This window comes from Sphingopyxis sp., from assembly GCF_016793825.1.
In the GTDB taxonomy this organism is placed as follows: Bacteria; Pseudomonadota; Alphaproteobacteria; order Sphingomonadales; family Sphingomonadaceae; genus Sphingopyxis.
In genome coordinates this window covers 328,886-344,655 of the sequence record NZ_JAEULM010000019.1, presented here as the reverse complement: position 1 = coordinate 344,655, position 15,770 = coordinate 328,886, and the positions used below count along the sequence as shown (strand labels likewise).

23 protein-coding genes are annotated in these 15,770 nt (G+C 65.0%); 14 read left to right on the top strand and 9 right to left on the bottom strand.

The window, feature by feature from the left end; genetic code table 11:
- Nucleotides 1–2: 2 nt before the first annotated feature.
- Nucleotides 3–1,619 carry an ATP-binding protein gene (locus JNM03_RS06045; RefSeq protein WP_294035349.1) on the bottom strand — a complete coding sequence of 539 codons (1,617 nt, stop codon included), beginning with the start codon at nucleotides 1,617–1,619 and terminating at the stop codon, nucleotides 3–5.
- Nucleotides 1,612–2,322 carry a response regulator transcription factor gene (locus JNM03_RS06040; protein ID WP_294035277.1) on the bottom strand — a complete coding sequence of 237 codons (711 nt, stop codon included), beginning with the start codon at nucleotides 2,320–2,322 and terminating at the stop codon, nucleotides 1,612–1,614. The genes JNM03_RS06045 and JNM03_RS06040 overlap by 8 nt, the downstream gene beginning before the upstream one ends.
- Before the next feature lie 290 nt (nucleotides 2,323–2,612).
- Between JNM03_RS06040 and JNM03_RS06035 the strand changes: the two genes are divergently transcribed.
- Nucleotides 2,613–4,214, top strand: a complete 1,602-nt coding sequence (locus JNM03_RS06035; RefSeq protein WP_294035275.1) for a phosphoenolpyruvate carboxykinase — start codon at nucleotides 2,613–2,615, stop codon at nucleotides 4,212–4,214.
- Nucleotides 4,215–4,262: 48 nt separating this feature from the next.
- The gene (locus tag JNM03_RS06030) at nucleotides 4,263–4,709 is read left to right on the top strand and encodes a hypothetical protein (protein ID WP_294035273.1); all 447 of its coding nucleotides are present in this window, start codon (nucleotides 4,263–4,265) and stop codon (nucleotides 4,707–4,709) included.
- 42 nt (nucleotides 4,710–4,751) lie between these two features.
- Here JNM03_RS06030 and JNM03_RS06025 read toward each other — a convergent pair whose 3' ends face one another.
- On the bottom strand, nucleotides 4,752–6,596 hold the full coding sequence (locus tag JNM03_RS06025) for a DUF885 family protein (RefSeq protein WP_294035271.1): 1,845 nt from the start codon (nucleotides 6,594–6,596) through the stop codon (nucleotides 4,752–4,754).
- A gap of 126 nt (nucleotides 6,597–6,722) precedes the next feature.
- Entirely contained in the window at nucleotides 6,723–7,133 is a 411-nt protein-coding gene (locus JNM03_RS06020) for a DUF3597 domain-containing protein (protein WP_294035269.1), read from the bottom strand.
- Nucleotides 7,134–7,311: 178 nt separating this feature from the next.
- Between JNM03_RS06020 and JNM03_RS06015 the strand changes: the two genes are divergently transcribed.
- Nucleotides 7,312–7,920, top strand: a complete 609-nt coding sequence (locus JNM03_RS06015; protein ID WP_294035267.1) for a DUF937 domain-containing protein — start codon at nucleotides 7,312–7,314, stop codon at nucleotides 7,918–7,920.
- Between the two features lie 37 nt (nucleotides 7,921–7,957).
- On the opposite strand, the gene JNM03_RS06010 is transcribed toward JNM03_RS06015, so the two are convergent.
- The 3 genes from JNM03_RS06010 to rplU form a co-directional block, all read right to left on the bottom strand.
- On the bottom strand, nucleotides 7,958–8,554 hold the full coding sequence (locus tag JNM03_RS06010; RefSeq protein WP_294035265.1) for a GNAT family N-acetyltransferase: 597 nt from the start codon (nucleotides 8,552–8,554) through the stop codon (nucleotides 7,958–7,960).
- Between the two features lie 238 nt (nucleotides 8,555–8,792).
- The gene (rpmA, locus tag JNM03_RS06005; protein ID WP_294035263.1) at nucleotides 8,793–9,062 is read right to left on the bottom strand and encodes a 50S ribosomal protein L27; all 270 of its coding nucleotides are present in this window, start codon (nucleotides 9,060–9,062) and stop codon (nucleotides 8,793–8,795) included.
- Between the two features lie 48 nt (nucleotides 9,063–9,110).
- Entirely contained in the window at nucleotides 9,111–9,602 is a 492-nt protein-coding gene (gene rplU / locus JNM03_RS06000; RefSeq protein WP_294035262.1) for a 50S ribosomal protein L21, read from the bottom strand.
- 225 nt (nucleotides 9,603–9,827) lie between these two features.
- Here rplU and JNM03_RS05995 point away from each other — a divergent pair, with 225 nt between their 5' ends.
- A complete protein-coding gene (locus tag JNM03_RS05995; RefSeq protein ID WP_294035260.1) occupies nucleotides 9,828–10,352 on the top strand; it encodes a hypothetical protein in 525 nt (174 codons plus the stop codon).
- Nucleotides 10,353–10,486: 134 nt separating this feature from the next.
- Here JNM03_RS05995 and pspF read toward each other — a convergent pair whose 3' ends face one another.
- Entirely contained in the window at nucleotides 10,487–11,521 is a 1,035-nt protein-coding gene (gene pspF, locus JNM03_RS05990) for a phage shock protein operon transcriptional activator (protein ID WP_294035258.1), read from the bottom strand.
- On the opposite strand from pspF, the gene JNM03_RS05985 reads away from it, so the two are divergent.
- The 9 genes from JNM03_RS05985 to JNM03_RS05945 all read left to right on the top strand — a co-directional run bounded on the left by JNM03_RS05985 (nucleotide 11,499) and on the right by JNM03_RS05945 (nucleotide 14,766).
- Complete coding sequence (locus JNM03_RS05985) at nucleotides 11,499–11,837, top strand: hypothetical protein (protein ID WP_294035256.1); 339 nt, start codon at nucleotides 11,499–11,501, stop codon at nucleotides 11,835–11,837. The genes pspF and JNM03_RS05985 overlap by 23 nt on opposite strands.
- A gap of 87 nt (nucleotides 11,838–11,924) precedes the next feature.
- Complete coding sequence (pspA, locus tag JNM03_RS05980; RefSeq protein ID WP_294035254.1) at nucleotides 11,925–12,587, top strand: phage shock protein PspA; 663 nt, start codon at nucleotides 11,925–11,927, stop codon at nucleotides 12,585–12,587.
- Nucleotides 12,588–12,599: 12 nt separating this feature from the next.
- Complete coding sequence (gene pspB, locus JNM03_RS05975; protein WP_294035252.1) at nucleotides 12,600–12,878, top strand: envelope stress response membrane protein PspB; 279 nt, start codon at nucleotides 12,600–12,602, stop codon at nucleotides 12,876–12,878.
- A 1-nt stretch (nucleotide 12,879) separates the two neighbouring features.
- Complete coding sequence (pspC, locus tag JNM03_RS05970) at nucleotides 12,880–13,257, top strand: envelope stress response membrane protein PspC (RefSeq protein WP_294035250.1); 378 nt, start codon at nucleotides 12,880–12,882, stop codon at nucleotides 13,255–13,257.
- A 41-nt stretch (nucleotides 13,258–13,298) separates the two neighbouring features.
- The gene (locus JNM03_RS05965) at nucleotides 13,299–13,598 is read left to right on the top strand and encodes a hypothetical protein (protein ID WP_294035248.1); all 300 of its coding nucleotides are present in this window, start codon (nucleotides 13,299–13,301) and stop codon (nucleotides 13,596–13,598) included.
- 13 nt (nucleotides 13,599–13,611) lie between these two features.
- Nucleotides 13,612–13,929: a hypothetical protein gene (locus tag JNM03_RS05960; RefSeq protein ID WP_294035246.1), complete on the top strand. Its 318-nt coding sequence runs from the start codon at nucleotides 13,612–13,614 to the stop codon at nucleotides 13,927–13,929.
- Nucleotides 13,930–13,942: 13 nt separating this feature from the next.
- Nucleotides 13,943–14,191, top strand: a complete 249-nt coding sequence (locus tag JNM03_RS05955) for a hypothetical protein (protein ID WP_294035244.1) — start codon at nucleotides 13,943–13,945, stop codon at nucleotides 14,189–14,191.
- Nucleotides 14,192–14,214: 23 nt separating this feature from the next.
- Nucleotides 14,215–14,484 (top strand): hypothetical protein, encoded by a 270-nt coding sequence (locus tag JNM03_RS05950; RefSeq protein WP_294035242.1) that lies wholly within the window; start codon nucleotides 14,215–14,217, stop codon nucleotides 14,482–14,484.
- A gap of 27 nt (nucleotides 14,485–14,511) precedes the next feature.
- Nucleotides 14,512–14,766 carry a hypothetical protein gene (locus JNM03_RS05945; protein WP_294035240.1) on the top strand — a complete coding sequence of 85 codons (255 nt, stop codon included), beginning with the start codon at nucleotides 14,512–14,514 and terminating at the stop codon, nucleotides 14,764–14,766.
- Nucleotides 14,767–14,875: 109 nt separating this feature from the next.
- Here JNM03_RS05945 and JNM03_RS05940 read toward each other — a convergent pair whose 3' ends face one another.
- On the bottom strand, nucleotides 14,876–15,154 hold the full coding sequence (locus tag JNM03_RS05940; protein ID WP_294035238.1) for a hypothetical protein: 279 nt from the start codon (nucleotides 15,152–15,154) through the stop codon (nucleotides 14,876–14,878).
- A 197-nt stretch (nucleotides 15,155–15,351) separates the two neighbouring features.
- Here JNM03_RS05940 and JNM03_RS05935 point away from each other — a divergent pair, with 197 nt between their 5' ends.
- The gene (locus JNM03_RS05935; RefSeq protein WP_294035236.1) at nucleotides 15,352–15,762 is read left to right on the top strand and encodes a SufE family protein; all 411 of its coding nucleotides are present in this window, start codon (nucleotides 15,352–15,354) and stop codon (nucleotides 15,760–15,762) included.
- Nucleotides 15,763–15,770 lie beyond the last annotated feature (8 nt).

The following is a 15,770-nucleotide window of genomic DNA, read 5'->3' as shown; positions in this document are numbered from 1 at the left end:
CGTTAACCGTTTTCGTCGCTGCCTTCGCGTGCGGGGAGCGTGATCAGCAGGCTCGCGCCGCGTTTGTCGTCTTCGCGGTCGCGAGCGGAGATCGTTCCGGCATGGCCTTCGATGATCGTCCGGGCGATCGCAAGGCCCAGTCCGCTGTGGCGTCCAAAGGCCTCGGCATTCGGCCTTTCGCTATGAAAACGGCGGAAAATAGCCTCGCGCTGCGATGGATCGATTCCCGGTCCGTCATCGTCGATGCGCAGATGCACTTCGTCGCCAAGCCGGGTTGCGGCAATGCAGACGAGCCCATCGGGCGGCGAAAAGCTGATCGCATTGTCGATGACATTGTCGATCGCGCGTTCGATGCGATGGCCGTCGCCCATGACCATCGTGGTGCCCTTGCGCGGGCGCGCGAACGCGACGCGCGGTGTCGGCTGCCCCCCCGATTCCTCGGCGCCCATCCGCGCGGCGCGTGCAGCGAGCATCGATTCGATCATCAGGCCGAGGTCGATCGGTTCGAACAGCGTGCGCGACAATTGCGCGTCGATACGGCTCGCATCGCTGATATCGGTCACCAGCCGGTCGAGCCGGCGAACGTCTTCGTCGGCGATCGCGAGCAACTGCGCGCGCTGTTCGTCGGTCGTGACCCGGCCGAGTCCTTCGATCGCGGAACGGACCGATGCGATCGGATTCTTGAGCTCGTGGGTGACGTCGGCGGCGAAATGCTCGCCCGCGTCGATACGCTCGCGCAGCGCCTGCGTCATGTCCGACAGCGCGCGGGCAAGGGTGCCGATCTCGTCGCGCCGGCTGGGCAGGCGCGGGACGACGACCTCGCGCGCGCGGCCCAGCCGGACGCGCACTGCGGCGCGGGCAAGCCGGCGCAGCGGTCGGACGATGGTGCGCGCGAGAAACAGCGAAAGCAGCACCGACGCCAGCAGCACCATGAAGACGACGACCGCTAGGCGAAAGCGCTCGGCGCGCACCGTCTTGGTGATATCGCGCGCATTCACCGTCATCAGCATCACTTCGGGCGTGTCGAGATCGACGATCCGCGTCGCGCTGAGCAGCGGGGTGCGTTCGGGCGCGTAGCGGAAGCGGCTGGCTTCGCGGCCGGTCTTCAGCGTTTCGCGAATCTCGGGCCAGGCAGACCCCTGGTCCACGCGCGGTTCCTCGAAATCGGGATAGGCCGGCGCGCCGACGATCCAGTCGATCCCGCGGTCCATCGCCCGCGCCGCATCGCGTTTCCACGGCTGCAGGTCGGGGTCGCGCAACGTATAGGTCGGCGGCGCGGTACGGAAACTGTCGTCGATCTTGCGCCCGCCGGTCGAATAGAATCGCAGGCGCGATTCGGTTGTGCGGGTAAATTCGTCAACCAGATGCTGGCGCTGGTCGGGCCGCGCGGCTTCGAGCGCCTCGTCGAGCTGCGCGAGCTGGTCCCCCATCATGTCCATCCGCGTATCGACCAGCCGCGACCGATAGGTGTCGAGATAGAAGAATCCGCCGCCCAGCAGCACGATCGCCAGGATGTTGACCGCAAGGATGCGCGTCGTCAGCGACCAGCGCGCCGACCAAACGAGCGGGGATTCCTCCTGCTCGGCCGCGCTCCCGTCGGGCGTTTTCGCGTCAACCATCATCGGAAAAGCGGTATCCCGCGCCATACAGGGTTGCGATTGCGTCGAATTCGGGGTCGATTTCGCGGAACTTGCGGCGGAGGCGCTTGATGTGGCTGTCGATGGTGCGGTCGTCGATATAGACATCGTCCTGATAGGCCGCGTCCATCAACTGGTTGCGGCTGCGCACGATGCCGGGCCGCGACGCGAGCGTTTCGAGGATCAGGAATTCGGTCACGGTCAGCGTCACGCTCTTGCCGTCCCAACTGACCTTGTGGCGCGCCGGGTCCATCGTCAGCCGGCCGCGGCTGATCGGTTCGGCCAGCGGTTCGTCCTCTTCGCTGGGCGGCGCGCGGTTGAGTTCGACGCGGCGCAGGATCGCGCGGATTCGGGCGATCACCAGACGCTGCGAAAAGGGTTTTGCGATATAATCGTCGGCGCCCATCGCAAGGCCGAGCGCCTCGTCGATTTCGTCGTCCTTGCTGGTGAGGAAGATGACGGGAAGCTGGCTTTTCTCGCGGAGCCGGCGGAGCAGTTCGAGCCCGTCCATGCGCGGCATCTTGACGTCGAAGACGGCAAGGTCGGGCGGATTGTCGATCAGCGGCTTCAGTGCCGCTTCGCCGTCCGAATAGACGCGCGTGACGAATCCCTCGGCCTGAAGCGCGATCGACAGGGATTGCAGGATGTTGCGGTCGTCGTCGACCAGCGCGATGGTTGCCGTCATGCTCTTTCCGTTGGGCGGGGCCGACGAGGAACTAGCCGATAAGCCGCCTAGCGACAACCGCGCAGGCCTTTTGGCTCCCGGTCGGCGAAACCGGGACGTTCGCGGAGGACAGCGGGCCTTGTTTACCCTTTAATCTTTTGACCTCGCGCGGCATCCTCGCTAACGCGGCCGGGATTTCGGAATCGACATTTCGTCGGCACCCATTTTGCAAATGCGGGCCTGTCCCTTCGTTTGGCGGGCATTGCATACCTATGCAGGGGCGCCTGGCGGGCATGGGAAAGGCGAAGCAAATGACGAAGGTTGTGATCGGCAATGTAGCCGTCGAGACGACGGCGGACGTGTCGGAAAACTGGGGCACGCCGCAACTGGTCGAAGACGCGCTCCGCAACGGCGAAGGCGTTCTTGCCAAGGACGGCCCGCTCGTCGTCGCCACCGGCAAGCACACCGGGCGCAGCGCGAAGGACAAGTTCATCGTCCAGGACGACGAGACGGCCGGCACCATCTGGTGGGGCAAAACCAACGTGCCGATGACCCCCGAAAATTTCGCGGCGCTGAAGGCCGACTTCCTCGCGCATCTTGCCGATCGCCCGCGCCTCTATCGCCAGCAGCTTTTCGGCGGCTCGCAGCCCGAACATCGCGTCGCCGTGCAGGTCATCACCGAATTCGCATGGCACAGCCAGTTCATCCGCACGCTGCTCTGCCGTCCGACGGCCGCCGAACTCGCGGCCTTCGAGACCGAATATACGATCATCGACCTGCCGAGCTTCCGCGCCGACCCGGCGAAGCACGGCACGCGCACCGAAACCGTCGTCGCGGTCAATTTCGCGGAGAAGCTCGTGCTGATCGGCGGTACGCAGTATGCGGGCGAGATGAAGAAGTCGGTGTTCGGCATCCTCAACTATCTGCTTCCGGTAAAGGGCGTGATGCCGATGCACTGCTCGGCGAACATCGGGCCGAAGGGCGATACCGCGGTCTTCTTTGGCCTCAGCGGCACAGGCAAGACGACGCTGTCGGCCGACGCATCGCGCACGCTGATCGGCGATGACGAGCATGGCTGGTCGGACACCGCGGTCTTCAATTTCGAGGGCGGCTGCTATGCGAAGATGATCCGTCTTTCGCCCGAGGCCGAACCCGAAATCTTCGCGACGACGAAGCGGTTCGGCACGGTGCTGGAAAATGTCGTGATCGATCCCGAGACGCGCGAACTCGATTTCGACGACGCGACGCTCGCCGAGAACAGCCGCGGTTCCTACCCGATCGATTTCATTCCGAACACGTCGGAAAAGAACATGGGTCCGGTGCCGCAGACCGTCATCATGCTGACCGCCGATGCCTATGGCGTGCTGCCCCCGATCGCGAAACTGACCCCTGATCAGGCGATGTATCATTTCCTGTCGGGGTACACCGCGCGCGTCGCGGGGACAGAGATTGGCGTGACCGAGCCCGAGGCCACCTTCTCGACCTGTTTCGGCGCCCCCTTCATGCCGCGCCATCCGTCGGTTTATGGCAATCTTCTGAAGGAACGCATCGCCAAGGGTGGCGTCCAGTGCTGGCTGGTCAACACCGGCTGGACCGGCGGCAAGGCGACGATGGACGGGATCAAGCGGATGCCGATCAAGGCGACCCGCGCGCTGCTCAATGCCGCGCTCGACGGCAGTCTGAACGACGCCGAATTCCGCAAGGATCCGAACTTCGGTTTCGAGTTTCCGGTCGCGGTGGCCGGGGTCGACAGCGCGATCCTCGATCCGCGCGAAGCGTGGGCCGACAAGGCAGCTTATGACCAGACGGCGCAAACGCTGGTCCGGCAATTCATCGACAACTTCGGCCAATTCGCCGACCATGTCGATGAAGGCGTCCGCCAGGCCGCGCCACAGGCGGCCGTCGCCGCATAATCGCCCGGACATCTTCCGGGTGTCGTGTCACCCGGAAGGACCGGACCGATGACGACTGATTACAACCCGCGCCTGTTCGAGCGCGATTCCGATATCCGCGCGATCGGCGACGGTCTGCTTGCGTGCACCCTGCCGCGTGCGGCGTGGACGCACGAAGCGCATCTGGGTGCGTGCCTCTGGCTTCTGACGGAGCGCCCCGACGTCGATGTCGACGCCCGGATTGCAGGCATCATCCGCCGTTTCAACGAAAGCGTCGGCGGCGTGAACGACGACCATCAAGGTTATCACGACAGCATCACTCGCGCCTATGTCGCGGGCGTGCGGCTGTTCCTGTCGGAGACGCGCGAAACGGAACTGGCGGCGCGCGTCAATGCGATGCTGCTGTCCGATGTCGGCCGCCGCGACTGGCCGATGCGCTTCTACAGTCGCGACCTGCTGTTTTCGGTTCCGGCGCGGCGCGGGTTTGTGGAACCGGACTTGATGCCCTTGCCTTAGCGGCAAGGGAGGCTGGACCCGGATTTGATCCGGGAGTCCATGCTACCCCTTCTTCGCGGCGACATAAGCGTCGACGTTCTGCGCAAGGACGTCGAGCGGGACGTTGCCGCCTTCGACGACGACATTGTCGAAATCGCGCAGGTCGTATTTCGCGCCGAGCGCGGCCTGCGCGCGGCCGCGCTGGCGGACGATCTCGCTGTGTCCGACCTTGTAACCGCAGGCCTGGCCGACCCAACTGCAATAGCGATCGACCTCGCTCGACACTTCGAGCGGGTTCGAACCATTCTCCCTGACGAAGAAATCGACGCCTTGTTCGCGTGTCCAGCGCTTCGCATGGATGCCGGTGTCGACGACGAGACGGCACGCCCGAAAGGCGAGCGACTGGAGATAGCCGAGCCGCCCGACCTCGAAATCGTCGTAGAGGCCAAGCTCGTCGGCGAGCTGCTCGGCATAGAGGGCCCAGCCTTCCGAATAGGCGTTGAACGCCAGCATCGTGCGGATCAGCGGCATCTGGTTCGCATATTCGCCCTGCCAGGCGTGGCCGGGGATCGCTTCGTGCATTGTGAGGTCCGGGAGCGAGTATTTGCTGTGGAGTTCGGTGGTGCGCAGGTTGATCCAGAACCGGCCGGGAACGGATCCGTCGATCGATCCGGCGCCGCCATAAGCCGCGGGTGCGCCGGGTTCCTCGGCAAGCGGGAGGCGCTTCACCTCGACATTGCCCTTTACCAGCGTGCGGAAGGCGCGTGGCAATTGCGCCCGAATCTTGCCGAGCCAGGTCTGGATATAAGCGACGATCTCGGCGCGGCCGGCATCATTATCCGGAAATTTGAAGCGCGGGTCCTTCGCCAGTTCGTTCATCCGATCGCCGACCGAACCATTGGTGTAACCCAGTTTTTTCAGGATCGGGTCCATCCGCCCGTGCAGCTCGGCAAGCTGCTCGCGGCCCATGGCGTGAACCTCGTCGGGGGTCATGCGCGTGGTCGTCGATGCGCGGAGCGCCCAGGCATAGAATTCGTCGCCGTGCGGCCGGGCCCACATCCCGGCGTCCATCGTCGCCCTCGGTCGCTGCGCCTTGAGTTCGGCAAGCTGGCTTTCCAGCGCCGCGGCCACCGGTCCCTGGACGATCTTTCCGGCGCGCGCTCCCCAGTCGCCCGGAATCTTCGCCGCGGCGGTGCGGCTGACAAGGCTGTCGACCATGCCGCCACCCGCTTTGGCATCGACCAGTGTCGCCTCGAGTTGCTTCACTGCCTTGTCGATCAGGAAGCCGGGCGCGATCAGGCCCTGACCGCCGGCGGCTTTCAACCGTTCGGTCTCGCCGGCGAGGACGCCGGGGAAGGCATTGAGGCGCGACAGATAGGCTTCGGCATCGGCGGCGGTCTTCACCGGATGGTCGCTGTCGAGGAACTTCGGGACGTCCAGATAGGCGCCGACATTCTGGATCACCACATAAGGCGTGTTGCGCCAGCCGCCGACCGCGACGTCGCCATAGGGCTGCGCAAAGCCGTCGAGCGCGACGCTGTAGGCACTGTCGACGACCGCCAGGCTGGTGCGCGTCCTGTGGTCGAGCCCGGTCTTGTCGAAGGCGCGCACGCGCGCGAGATCGGCCTTGAGCGTCGTCGCAACCGATGCCTGACCGGCCGCCGACCGATCGCCGAGCTGTCCGCGCATCGCGGCGCGGGCGCCCGTGTCGATGCCGAGCGCGGTCGCGCCTTCGGGCGAGAGGGCGAGCAGATTGTCGGCGACCGAATCGAGCAGGGCTTCCGCCCCGGTCTTCGGCGGCGCCTCGAGCGCCGAGGCCGGGCCGGCGATCGCAATTCCCGCGGCGCCCGCGCCAAGGGCGGCAAGCGTGTGGCGGCGGCTGACGGGGGTGGAAAGCGGATTGGACACGAACGGGCTCCCTCGCGACTTTGTTTCGTCTGAAACCTGTCTAGGGAGCGCGGCGCGCCGGTCAACGAAAAGGGGCCGGGAAAGCCTGCGCTCGCCCGACCCCCGTCGAAAATTCTGGACCGTCGGTCAGTCGGTGAGGTCGGCGGGTACCTTGCCGCCGTTCGCCGCGAGTTCCCGCATCACCGCCTTGTGCAGCCAGATGTTCATTTCCGCGCTGCCGTCGAGTTCGCCGGTGTAGCCGAGTTCCTGGGCGAGTTCCTTGCGATTGGCGAGGCTCGAATCGATGTCGAGCAGCTTCATCAGGTCGACGATCGACGTGCGCCAGTTCAGCGCCTGGCCGGCCTTGGCCGCCTCGGCCGATAGTGTCGCGTCGACATCGACGTCGCTGATCGGGGTCGGCGCCGCGGCCGCGGCGGCCATCGCGCTGGTCGCGGCATCGAGCGCGCTGCCGATCGGGCTGGGTGCCGCCGGGGCTGCGGGTTCCGCTGCCTGTGCCTTGCCGAAGATCGCGTCCTTGATCTTGCCGAAAATGCTCATGTCTATACTCCCACCAATGATGTGCGACGCTTCCCGAACAGGCGAGTCGCAGGGTCGCAGGATGGACCTAGGCATTTGAAAATGACAGTGAAATGAACGGCTCGTTCTTCCTGCGCGGCGCGCCTATGATGCCGCGCATCGGCGCTCTTCGATCCCGTGCCGAAGTGGGAGACTTATCATGAATCTGACCGACATCCTGGCGCAGGCCGGCGGCATCGAATCGATGGCGAGCGAGCTTGGCATTCCGCCTACCGTCGCAAAGCAGGGGGCCGAGGCGCTGCTGCCCGCGATCCTCGGCGGCTTCAAGAAAACGGCGACGGGGGCGGGCGGAGTCGAGGGACTCGGCGGTCTTCTGGGGCAGCTCGGTGGCGGCGGACTGCTCGACGCGGTCCTGGGGGCGCAGCCGACGCCGGTCGAAGCCGGCAACGACGTGCTGGGGCAGATTTTTGGATCGAAGGACGTCAGCCGGACCGTTGCCGATCATGCCGCGGGCCAGACCGGTCTCGATTCGGGGCTGCTCAAACAGATGTTGCCGATCCTCGCGATGATGGTGGCGGGCTATATGGCGAAGCAGGGGGGCCAGCAGGGCGGCGGCGGACTGGGCGACCTGATCGGCGGCGTGCTCGGTGGCAGTGGCGGATCGACCGGCGGCCTGGGCGGCGTGCTCGGCAATGTGCTGGGCGGAAGCGGCGGCGGCCTGGGCGGCCTTGGCAAGATGCTCGACATGGACGGCGACGGCAATCCCCTCGACGATATCATCGGCATGGCCGGAAAATTGCGAGGCTGACGGGAACGGCCCCCTCCCGCTTGTGGGAGGGGGTCGGTCACGCTGCCATCAGGCGAATTTCCTCGCGGAAATCGTCATGCGCGTCGATGCGCCCGCGCATTGGGGTGACGGCATCGCCGCCATCCCCGTCGCCTTCCTCGAACAGGGCGCATGTCACCGCACCGCCGCGCGCGATGCTGTGCCGCTGCGTCACCTTGCCCGTCGGGCGAAAGCCCAGCTTGCGCAGAACGGCACCCGAGGCGGGGTTGTCGATGAAATGGCCCGCCGACAGCTTGGGCAGGTTCATCGCGCGCGCGATGCGGACAAGCTGGCGTCCGGCCTCGGTCGCAAACCCCAGGCCCCAATAGGGGCGGGCGATCCAATAGCCCATTTCCAGCGGTCCCTCGGGGCTCGGCGCGATGCCGCAACCGCCGACGAGCCGCGGGGCCCCGCCCGTACGGGCGAAGATCAGAAAACGCGGCTGGTCGGGATCGACCGGCAGGTTCAGGAACTCCTGCGCTTCCACTTCGCCATAGGGCCAGGGCGCGCGGGCGAGGTTTCGCACCACGGCTTCCTCGCCGATCGCCCGCGCGAGCGCAGGGGCGTCTTCCTGCCAGCCGGGCCGCAGCAACAATCTTTCGGTACGCGCGAACATTCTTTTCACTCCCAGTCGCCTGTCGCCCTGACGCCAGATGGTGACGCTTTGACGACAGCATAGTGTTGAGGGAGATGGATGGCCCGATTTTCGCGTCCTACGACCAAGCGCCGGATTACGAACAAGAAAAAAGGGAGTCCGGGGTGACCCGTCTCCCTCTTTTCGAACTTTGTTTCCGCGTCGGCGGAAAGGACCGTTCCGGGTCATCCCTTGATGGACGACCCGTGCAGATCGTCCTTTATTCGGCTGCGCCCGCCATAATGTCGACCGAGACATATTTGCGACGAAGCTTGCCGTCGTGGAATCGGACGCGGCCGTCGGCGGTGGCGAACAGCGTGTGGTCCTTGCCGATGCCGACATTGACGCCCGGATACACCTTGGTGCCGCGCTGGCGCACGATGATGTTGCCGCCGATCACTTCCTGACCGCCGAACTTCTTCACGCCAAGGCGCTTGGCCTGCGAGTCGCGACCGTTGCGCGACGAACCGCCTGCTTTCTTATGTGCCATGACCTAAACTCCTTGCTTCGTTCCGGGGGCCGAGCTGCGTTGCCGCGCTCAGGCTTCCTTCTTGGGGGCTGCCTTCTTGGCAGCGGGCTTCTTGGCGGGCGCTTCGGCGGCTTCGGCCTTGGGGGCAGCAGCCTTCTTCGGCGCAGCAGCCTTCTTTTCGGCAGCCGGGGCAGCCTTGGCTTCAGCAGCCGGGGCGGCTTCGGCCTTCGGAGCGGCTTCCTTCTTCGGTGCGGCCTTCTTGGCTTCGCCGACGGCAAGGATGCGCAGCAGCGTCAGCGACTGGCGGTGACCGTTGCGGCGGCGATAGTTGTGCCGGCGGCGCTTCTTGAAGACGATGACCTTTTCGCCGCGCGTCTGGGCGATGATCTCGGCCGAAACGGTGAGGCCGTTCGCGTCCTTCACTTCGCCGCCGTCGCCGGCCAGCAGGATATCGCCCAGCGACACGGTGTCGCCGGCTTCACCCTCGATCTTCTCGACGGCGATCTTGTCTCCAGCGGCGACGCGATACTGCTTGCCGCCCGTGCGCACGATTGCGAACATGGTCTTCCATCCAATCAAAAAACTAGATCACCCGCGCACCAGTCACCTGCCGAGACAGGCGATTTTTCCAGCATGCGGGAAAGTCAGCGCCACTAGCGAGTGAGGCGGCGGCTGTCAACCGCATATTTCCGCGCTTTTCAGGCAAAAGCGGCATCGCGCGGCAATCGGCGAGCCGAACCCCGATTCGGCACTTGCTGCTGCGCGCCTTGGCCCATATCAGGGTCGATGATGAAGCGCCCCTCCCTTTTTCTGCCGGTGATCCTTCTCCTGCCACTTTCGGCCTGTGCGGCCGCGCAGGGCGGCGACGCGGGGGCGCCCTCGCTCGCGAAACGCACGGTCGAGGGACGATTCGATGTCGCGCCGCCCAGCGTCGTTGTCGCGCCGCCGGGGCCGCTGCCCGCCGATCTTGCCGGCAGGCTCGCGCGCTGGGAATCCGACGGCAATGCGGCGCAGCAGGCGTTCGCGGCCGAGCGCGGCAACACCGTTACGCTCGTTTCGGCCGCCGCCGGTGCGCCCGTCGCCAGCGAGCGATGGGTCGTCGCGCAACAGGCGATCTCGCGTCTGATCGCCGCGCGTGCGCCGCTGACCAGCGCGCTCGCCGACATCGACCGCCTGTATCTGGAACGCAGCATCGACGAAGCTGTCGACGGCCTGCCTGACGTCTATGCGCTGCGCGAAAGGCTTGCCGATATGGCGTCGGCGCAAGACGCGATCGTCCAGGCGCTCAGCGACCAGTTGCCGGGCGAGTAAAATCCTCCCTGTGGCGAAGCCATGGGGAGGCCGGCAGCGCGAAGCGCTGACGGAGGGGCAATGACGCGACGTTGCCCCCTCCACCATCCGCTTCGCGGACGGTCCCCCTCCCCATCGCTGCGCGACAGGGAGGCTTACTGATTCAGCCCGTGTTTTTTCAATGCGTGGCGAATCTGGTCGTAACTCAGCCCCAGCGCCTCGGCCGCGACCTTCTGGTTGAAGCGACAGCGCGCCATCGTGTCGGACAGGATCTGCTTCTCGAAGCCATCGACCGCGGCCCGCAGGTCGCTGACCGGGCCTGACTGCGCTTCATGCGAAGCCGCGACTGGCACCGCATCGCCCGCAGTTGCCGGTGCTGTCTCGGCCTTCGGCACCGGCTTGCGTGCAACCGGTTGCCAGGGGCTGGCGAAGGGATCGAAGTTCAGCGCGTCGACCGGTCGTCCGGGGTCGGCCCAGCGATAGATCGCGCGCTCGATGACGTTGCGCAACTCGCGCACATTGCCGGGCCAGTCGTGCCCCTCCATCGCCGCGAGCGCGCGCGGGCCGAAGCCCGGCCACTCGTCCCATCCGAGCACCGCCGCCATGCGCTGTCCGAAATAGGTGGCGAGCACCTCGATATCGCCTTCGCGGGCGCGGAGCGGCGGGAGTGTGATGACCTCGAACGACAATCGGTCGAGCAGGTCGGCCCGAAAGCGGCCGGCGTCGGCCAGCGCCGGCAGATGCTCGTTGGTCGCCGCGACGATGCGGACGTCCACCCGGATCGGACGCGACGATCCGACGCGGGTCACTTCGCCATATTCGACCGCGCGCAGCAACCGCTCCTGTGCGCCCATCGACATCGTTGCCAGTTCGTCGAGAAACAGGGTGCCGCCATCGGCTTCCTCGAACCGTCCGGCGCGGGTGCGCGTTGCGCCCGTGAAGGCGCCCGCTTCATGTCCGAACAATTCCGATTCGATCAGCGTTTCGGGCATCGCGGCGCAGTTCAGGATGACATAGGGGCGATCCCAGCGTGCCGACAGGCGGTGAAGCCGCTCGGCGATCAATTCCTTGCCCGTCCCGCGTTCGCCGATCACCAGCACCGGGCGGTCGAGCGCGGCGGCCTGGCTGGCGCGTTCGACCGCGTCCTGAAAGGCTGCCGACTGGCCAATGAACTGCGTTTCGCGCTCCATTCCCAATGATTGGCAAAATTTCCCGCTGATTGGCAAGGCAAATCGTCAGATTGAAGGATTCGGATGCAAAGTTTGGCGGTTTTCCGCCGCTGCCTGCAATTGGCACGCCTCCTGCAAAGATATCTACGAACCGGCGCAGAGCGTGCCGGTGCAGCGAAAAAAGGAAGGTAGACCCATGAAGACGATTTTTGCCCAGGCCGCCACTTTCGCGCTCAGCGCGTTCGGAGCGCTGGCCATCTTCGTCGGCGTCATCGACCAGCCAAAGGCTCTGTACGACATCGCTGCAGCAACCCCGGCGGTCAGCCATCTGGCCTGACCGACACACTGGTGCCGGGGCATTCTCCCCCTTGCCCCGCCCCGGCACCAGCATTCCAAGGACCCAAGTTTTCGACAGGAGTTTCAAATGGGTATTTTTTCACGGACCCGCGACATCATCGCCGCCAATGTCACCGACCTGCTCGACCGTGCGGAGGATCCCGAAAAGATGATCCGCCAGATCATTTTCGAGATGAACGAAACGCTTGTCGAAGTCCGCGCGTCGGCTGCCCGCACCATTGCGGACCAGAAGGAAATGCGCCGCCACATCGCCAAGCTGGAAAGCCTGCAGGATAGCTGGAAGGAAAAGGCCGAACTCGCGCTGTCGAAGGACCGCGAAGATCTGGCTACCGCTGCGCTCGTCGAAAAGCAGAAGGCAGGCGACATGGCGGAAAAGCTGAAGGCCGAGATCGCCGTCCTCGACGATGCGCTCAAGGGTTATGAGGCCGATATCGCGAAGCTGCAGAAGAAGCTCAGCGAAGCCCGCGCCCGGCAGTCGAGCGTCGTCAACCGCCTCGAAAGCGCCGAGAATCGTTATCGCCTTCGCGAAATGACCAACGGCGACCGGGTCGAAGACGCCTTCTCGCGCTTCGAGATCCTCGAACGCCGCGTCGACGAGGCCGAAGGCCGCGCCGATGCGCTGGGCCTCGGCTACAAGAAGTCGCTCGACGAGGAAATCGCCGAACTGCAGGCCGCCGACAAGGTCGCCGACGAACTCGCCGCGCTGAAAGCCGCGCAGGCCAAGAAATAAGGAGCTGGACCGATGGAAGATGCAATCGTCCCAATCGTGGTCGTTCCTGCGATCTTCCTCGGTCTGCCCTGGCTGATCCTCCACTATGTCACCAAGTGGAAGCAGGCCAAGACGCTGACCGGAGAGGACGAGCAGCTGCTCGACGAACTGTACGACACGGCGCGCCGGCTCGAAAACCGCCTGCACACCGTCGAACGCATCATCAGCGCCGACCATCCCGACTTCCGCCCTGCGGTACGGAGCGATGAAGAACTGGCGCAACTCGAAAACAACATGAGCCGGAGGAACTGAGATGTCTGCCAGCCGTACGAAATTCTACCTCGACAAACAGAACGCGAAATGGAGCGGCGTGTGCGCCGGGATCGCGGACTACACCGGCATCGATGTCCTCTGGGTTCGTGTTGCCGCGGTGCTCGGAACCCTGATGGGATCGGGCGTCCTCATCATCGCCTATTTCCTGATCGCCTGGATGGGAACGCCGAAACCCTTCGCGCTCTATGGTTCGAATGAGGAAGCGAGATTCTGGCAGGGCGTTCGCAGCAACCCGACCGCCTCGACCCGCGACATCAAGTCGCGCTTCCGCGACATCGACCGCCGCCTCGCCGACATCGAACAATATTACACCAGCCATAACCGCCGCCTTGCCGACGAGATCGACGCTCTCCGCTGAGCGGGCGTCCCGGCAGGAAATGGGCAACAGGGAGAAGACACATGAATTTCGCTGGTCCCACCTTCGTCCTCGCGATCATCGCTCTGTCGGTCGGCGGATGGATGTTCACGACCTGGGTCCGCGCCAAGCACGGCTATCCCGTTGAAAATGAATGGGGTGGAACGGTTCATCGAACCGATGTCGACGCTGATCGAAAAATCGCGCTGCTGGAGGGCGACAATGCCAAACTCTCGGGCCAGATCGGCCGGCTGGAGGAACGCATCTCGGTGCTCGAACGCATCGTGACCGAAAGCAACGGCCAGGCGGCGCAGCTCGCCGACCAGATCGACCGTCTGCGCTGAGAGGGACAAGACGATGAATCTCGATGTTTTGAACACCATTGCCCCCGTCGCCGCGATTGTCGGCCTGGCCGGGGTCGGCGGTTGGGTCTTCACCACCTGGCTGCGGGTCAAGAATGGCTATCCGCTCGAAAACAGCTGGGGCAAGGCCGTCTATCCCAAGACCAGCGACGAGGCGATGGAGCGCGTGAAGCTGATCAGCCAGGAAAATGCCCAGCTCCGCGCCGAGCTTGGTTCGGTGAAGGACCGCCTCGCGGTGATCGAACGCATCGTCACCGACGAGGGCCACCGGCTGAGCCATGAGATCGAGGCGCTGCGGCGCCCCGCCAACTGAAGGATATCCCATCATGGGTGACTCTATCTGGATTTTGATCCCGCTCGCTCCCTTCATCCTCGGCGGTTTCGTCGCCTGGACGAAGCATCAACAGCGGATGATCGAGAAGCAGTCCGAAATGACCGCCGAGAAGGCCGCCCAATATGCGGCGCACACCGAACGGCTCGAAGCCCGCGTCCGCGTCCTCGAACGCATCGCTACCGATCGCGGTGTCGATGTCGCCGAAGAGATCGAGAAGCTTCGCGACGCGCCGCTGAACTGAATAAAGACGAAAGGAACTCCCTTATGGGCCCGTTTGAAATGGTTCTCGGCATCGTCCTCATAGTGACGATCGGCAGCATTATCCGCGCCAAGCACGGCATTCGCCGCGACCGACATGGCAATGAATTTTTCGTCGGCAATGCCGGTAGCGACGCCGAAACCAAGACGCTGCAGGCCGAGATTCGCGCGCTCAAGGATCGCATCCAGGTGCTCGAACGCATTGCCACCGACAACAATCGCGCCGTGACGCTCGATCAGGAGATCGAGAATCTGCGCGACCGTTCCCTTCCTTAAGACATGTGACGAAGAAGGAGCCGCGACATGGCCGCCATCACTTCCGATCTCTGGACGAACCTGATCCCCGCCGCCGTGGCGCTGAGCGCACTGATGATCGTCAGCCTGGTCGCACTCCGCGGCTGGCGGGACTGGATCCAGCTCAAGCGCGAGGAGCTCGCCGCCGGTCATGGTCTGGCGCAGGACCCCACGGTGCCGCACGCCGGATCGCGGATCGAGATCGCCGACCTCAAGGAGAGGCTGCGCAAGCTTGAAGCCATCGCGGCGGGCGTCGATCTTTAGGGTCCTGACCCCAAGAAACGAAACGGGACCGCGTCGACATATCGATGCGGTCCCGACGGGCCATACAGCCCCGAAAGTAGGGTGGGCAAAAAACCCGGACGGTGGACCGTCAGCCCTTGCAGGCCTGCTTGGTCTTGTTACCCGCTAGCGAGCAATCATAGGTCACCGTCTTGCCGTTCGCGAGGCGGGCCGTGACCATGCGGCCGCGTGGCTTGGCGGTGGCGGTGCGCGCCGGTGCGGTGGCTACCTTGGTCGCCGCGGGCTTCGCCTGGGCGTGCGCCACCGGCTTGGCGGCGGGCTTGGCAGTCGTCGCGGCCGCAAAGACGGGCGCGGTGATCAGCATGGTCGAGGCAAGGCCGAGACCGACAAGGGTACGAAAGCGTGCCATATTCTTCACTCCATAGAGATGAAATCACTAGGTTCGGTGGTCGGGGCAGGGGGATGTCTCTTCCGCGAACAATCCCTTGTTACGCGCTGCCGTCCGACGAGGGGGTGGCCGCGCCGTGACAAAGCCGTAATCCGGGTCGTATCGCGGCGTGGCCGCCGGGACTTCCAACGCGGTCCCAAACATGCGAGGGCGCGGCGATGCGCAGTCTCGATGATATTTTCGAAGAATATGACTTTCTCGATGGCGACGATCGCTATCGCCTGCTGATCGAGCTCGGCCGCGAGCTCGAGCCGATGCCCGACGCGCTCAAGACCGACGCGACGCTGGTGCGCGGCTGTTCGGCGAGCGTCTGGGTCTATCCGGTGCCGCAGGCGGGCGACCGCCTGCATTTTCTTGCCGACAGCAATGCCGCGATCACCAAGGGAATCGTCGCGCTCGTGCTGGCCGCCGTGCAGGACAAGGCCGCCGCCGAGGTCGCGGACATGGACGTCGCTGCGCGCCTCGCACCCTTCGACCTGACCCGCCAGCTTTCGTCGAACCGCACGCAGGGCGTCCCCAACATGATCGCGCTTGTCCAGGACACCGCCCGCCGGCTCGCAGCGGGCTGACCGACCGG

Coding starts and splice junctions, on each gene's coding strand:
- JNM03_RS06020 (WP_294035269.1), bottom strand. CDS start 7,133: ATGAGCATTTTCGGCAAGATCAAGGACGCGATCTTCGGCAAGGCACAG.
- JNM03_RS05940 (WP_294035238.1), bottom strand. CDS start 15,154: ATGGCACGCTTTCGTACCCTTGTCGGTCTCGGCCTTGCCTCGACCATG.
- JNM03_RS05935 (WP_294035236.1), top strand. CDS start 15,352: ATGCGCAGTCTCGATGATATTTTCGAAGAATATGACTTTCTCGATGGC.
- JNM03_RS06035 (WP_294035275.1), top strand. CDS start 2,613: ATGACGAAGGTTGTGATCGGCAATGTAGCCGTCGAGACGACGGCGGAC.
- pspB (WP_294035252.1), top strand. CDS start 12,600: ATGGAAGATGCAATCGTCCCAATCGTGGTCGTTCCTGCGATCTTCCTC.
- rplU (WP_294035262.1), bottom strand. CDS start 9,602: ATGTTCGCAATCGTGCGCACGGGCGGCAAGCAGTATCGCGTCGCCGCT.
- JNM03_RS05960 (WP_294035246.1), top strand. CDS start 13,612: ATGAATCTCGATGTTTTGAACACCATTGCCCCCGTCGCCGCGATTGTC.
- JNM03_RS05945 (WP_294035240.1), top strand. CDS start 14,512: ATGGCCGCCATCACTTCCGATCTCTGGACGAACCTGATCCCCGCCGCC.
- JNM03_RS05950 (WP_294035242.1), top strand. CDS start 14,215: ATGGGCCCGTTTGAAATGGTTCTCGGCATCGTCCTCATAGTGACGATC.
- JNM03_RS06015 (WP_294035267.1), top strand. CDS start 7,312: ATGAATCTGACCGACATCCTGGCGCAGGCCGGCGGCATCGAATCGATG.
- pspC (WP_294035250.1), top strand. CDS start 12,880: ATGTCTGCCAGCCGTACGAAATTCTACCTCGACAAACAGAACGCGAAA.
- JNM03_RS06010 (WP_294035265.1), bottom strand. CDS start 8,554: ATGTTCGCGCGTACCGAAAGATTGTTGCTGCGGCCCGGCTGGCAGGAA.
- JNM03_RS06030 (WP_294035273.1), top strand. CDS start 4,263: ATGACGACTGATTACAACCCGCGCCTGTTCGAGCGCGATTCCGATATC.
- JNM03_RS05985 (WP_294035256.1), top strand. CDS start 11,499: ATGAACTGCGTTTCGCGCTCCATTCCCAATGATTGGCAAAATTTCCCG.
- pspA (WP_294035254.1), top strand. CDS start 11,925: ATGGGTATTTTTTCACGGACCCGCGACATCATCGCCGCCAATGTCACC.
- rpmA (WP_294035263.1), bottom strand. CDS start 9,062: ATGGCACATAAGAAAGCAGGCGGTTCGTCGCGCAACGGTCGCGACTCG.
- pspF (WP_294035258.1), bottom strand. CDS start 11,521: ATGGAGCGCGAAACGCAGTTCATTGGCCAGTCGGCAGCCTTTCAGGAC.
- JNM03_RS05995 (WP_294035260.1), top strand. CDS start 9,828: ATGATGAAGCGCCCCTCCCTTTTTCTGCCGGTGATCCTTCTCCTGCCA.
- JNM03_RS05965 (WP_294035248.1), top strand. CDS start 13,299: ATGAATTTCGCTGGTCCCACCTTCGTCCTCGCGATCATCGCTCTGTCG.
- JNM03_RS05955 (WP_294035244.1), top strand. CDS start 13,943: ATGGGTGACTCTATCTGGATTTTGATCCCGCTCGCTCCCTTCATCCTC.
- JNM03_RS06040 (WP_294035277.1), bottom strand. CDS start 2,322: ATGACGGCAACCATCGCGCTGGTCGACGACGACCGCAACATCCTGCAA.
- JNM03_RS06045 (WP_294035349.1), bottom strand. CDS start 1,619: ATGGTTGACGCGAAAACGCCCGACGGGAGCGCGGCCGAGCAGGAGGAA.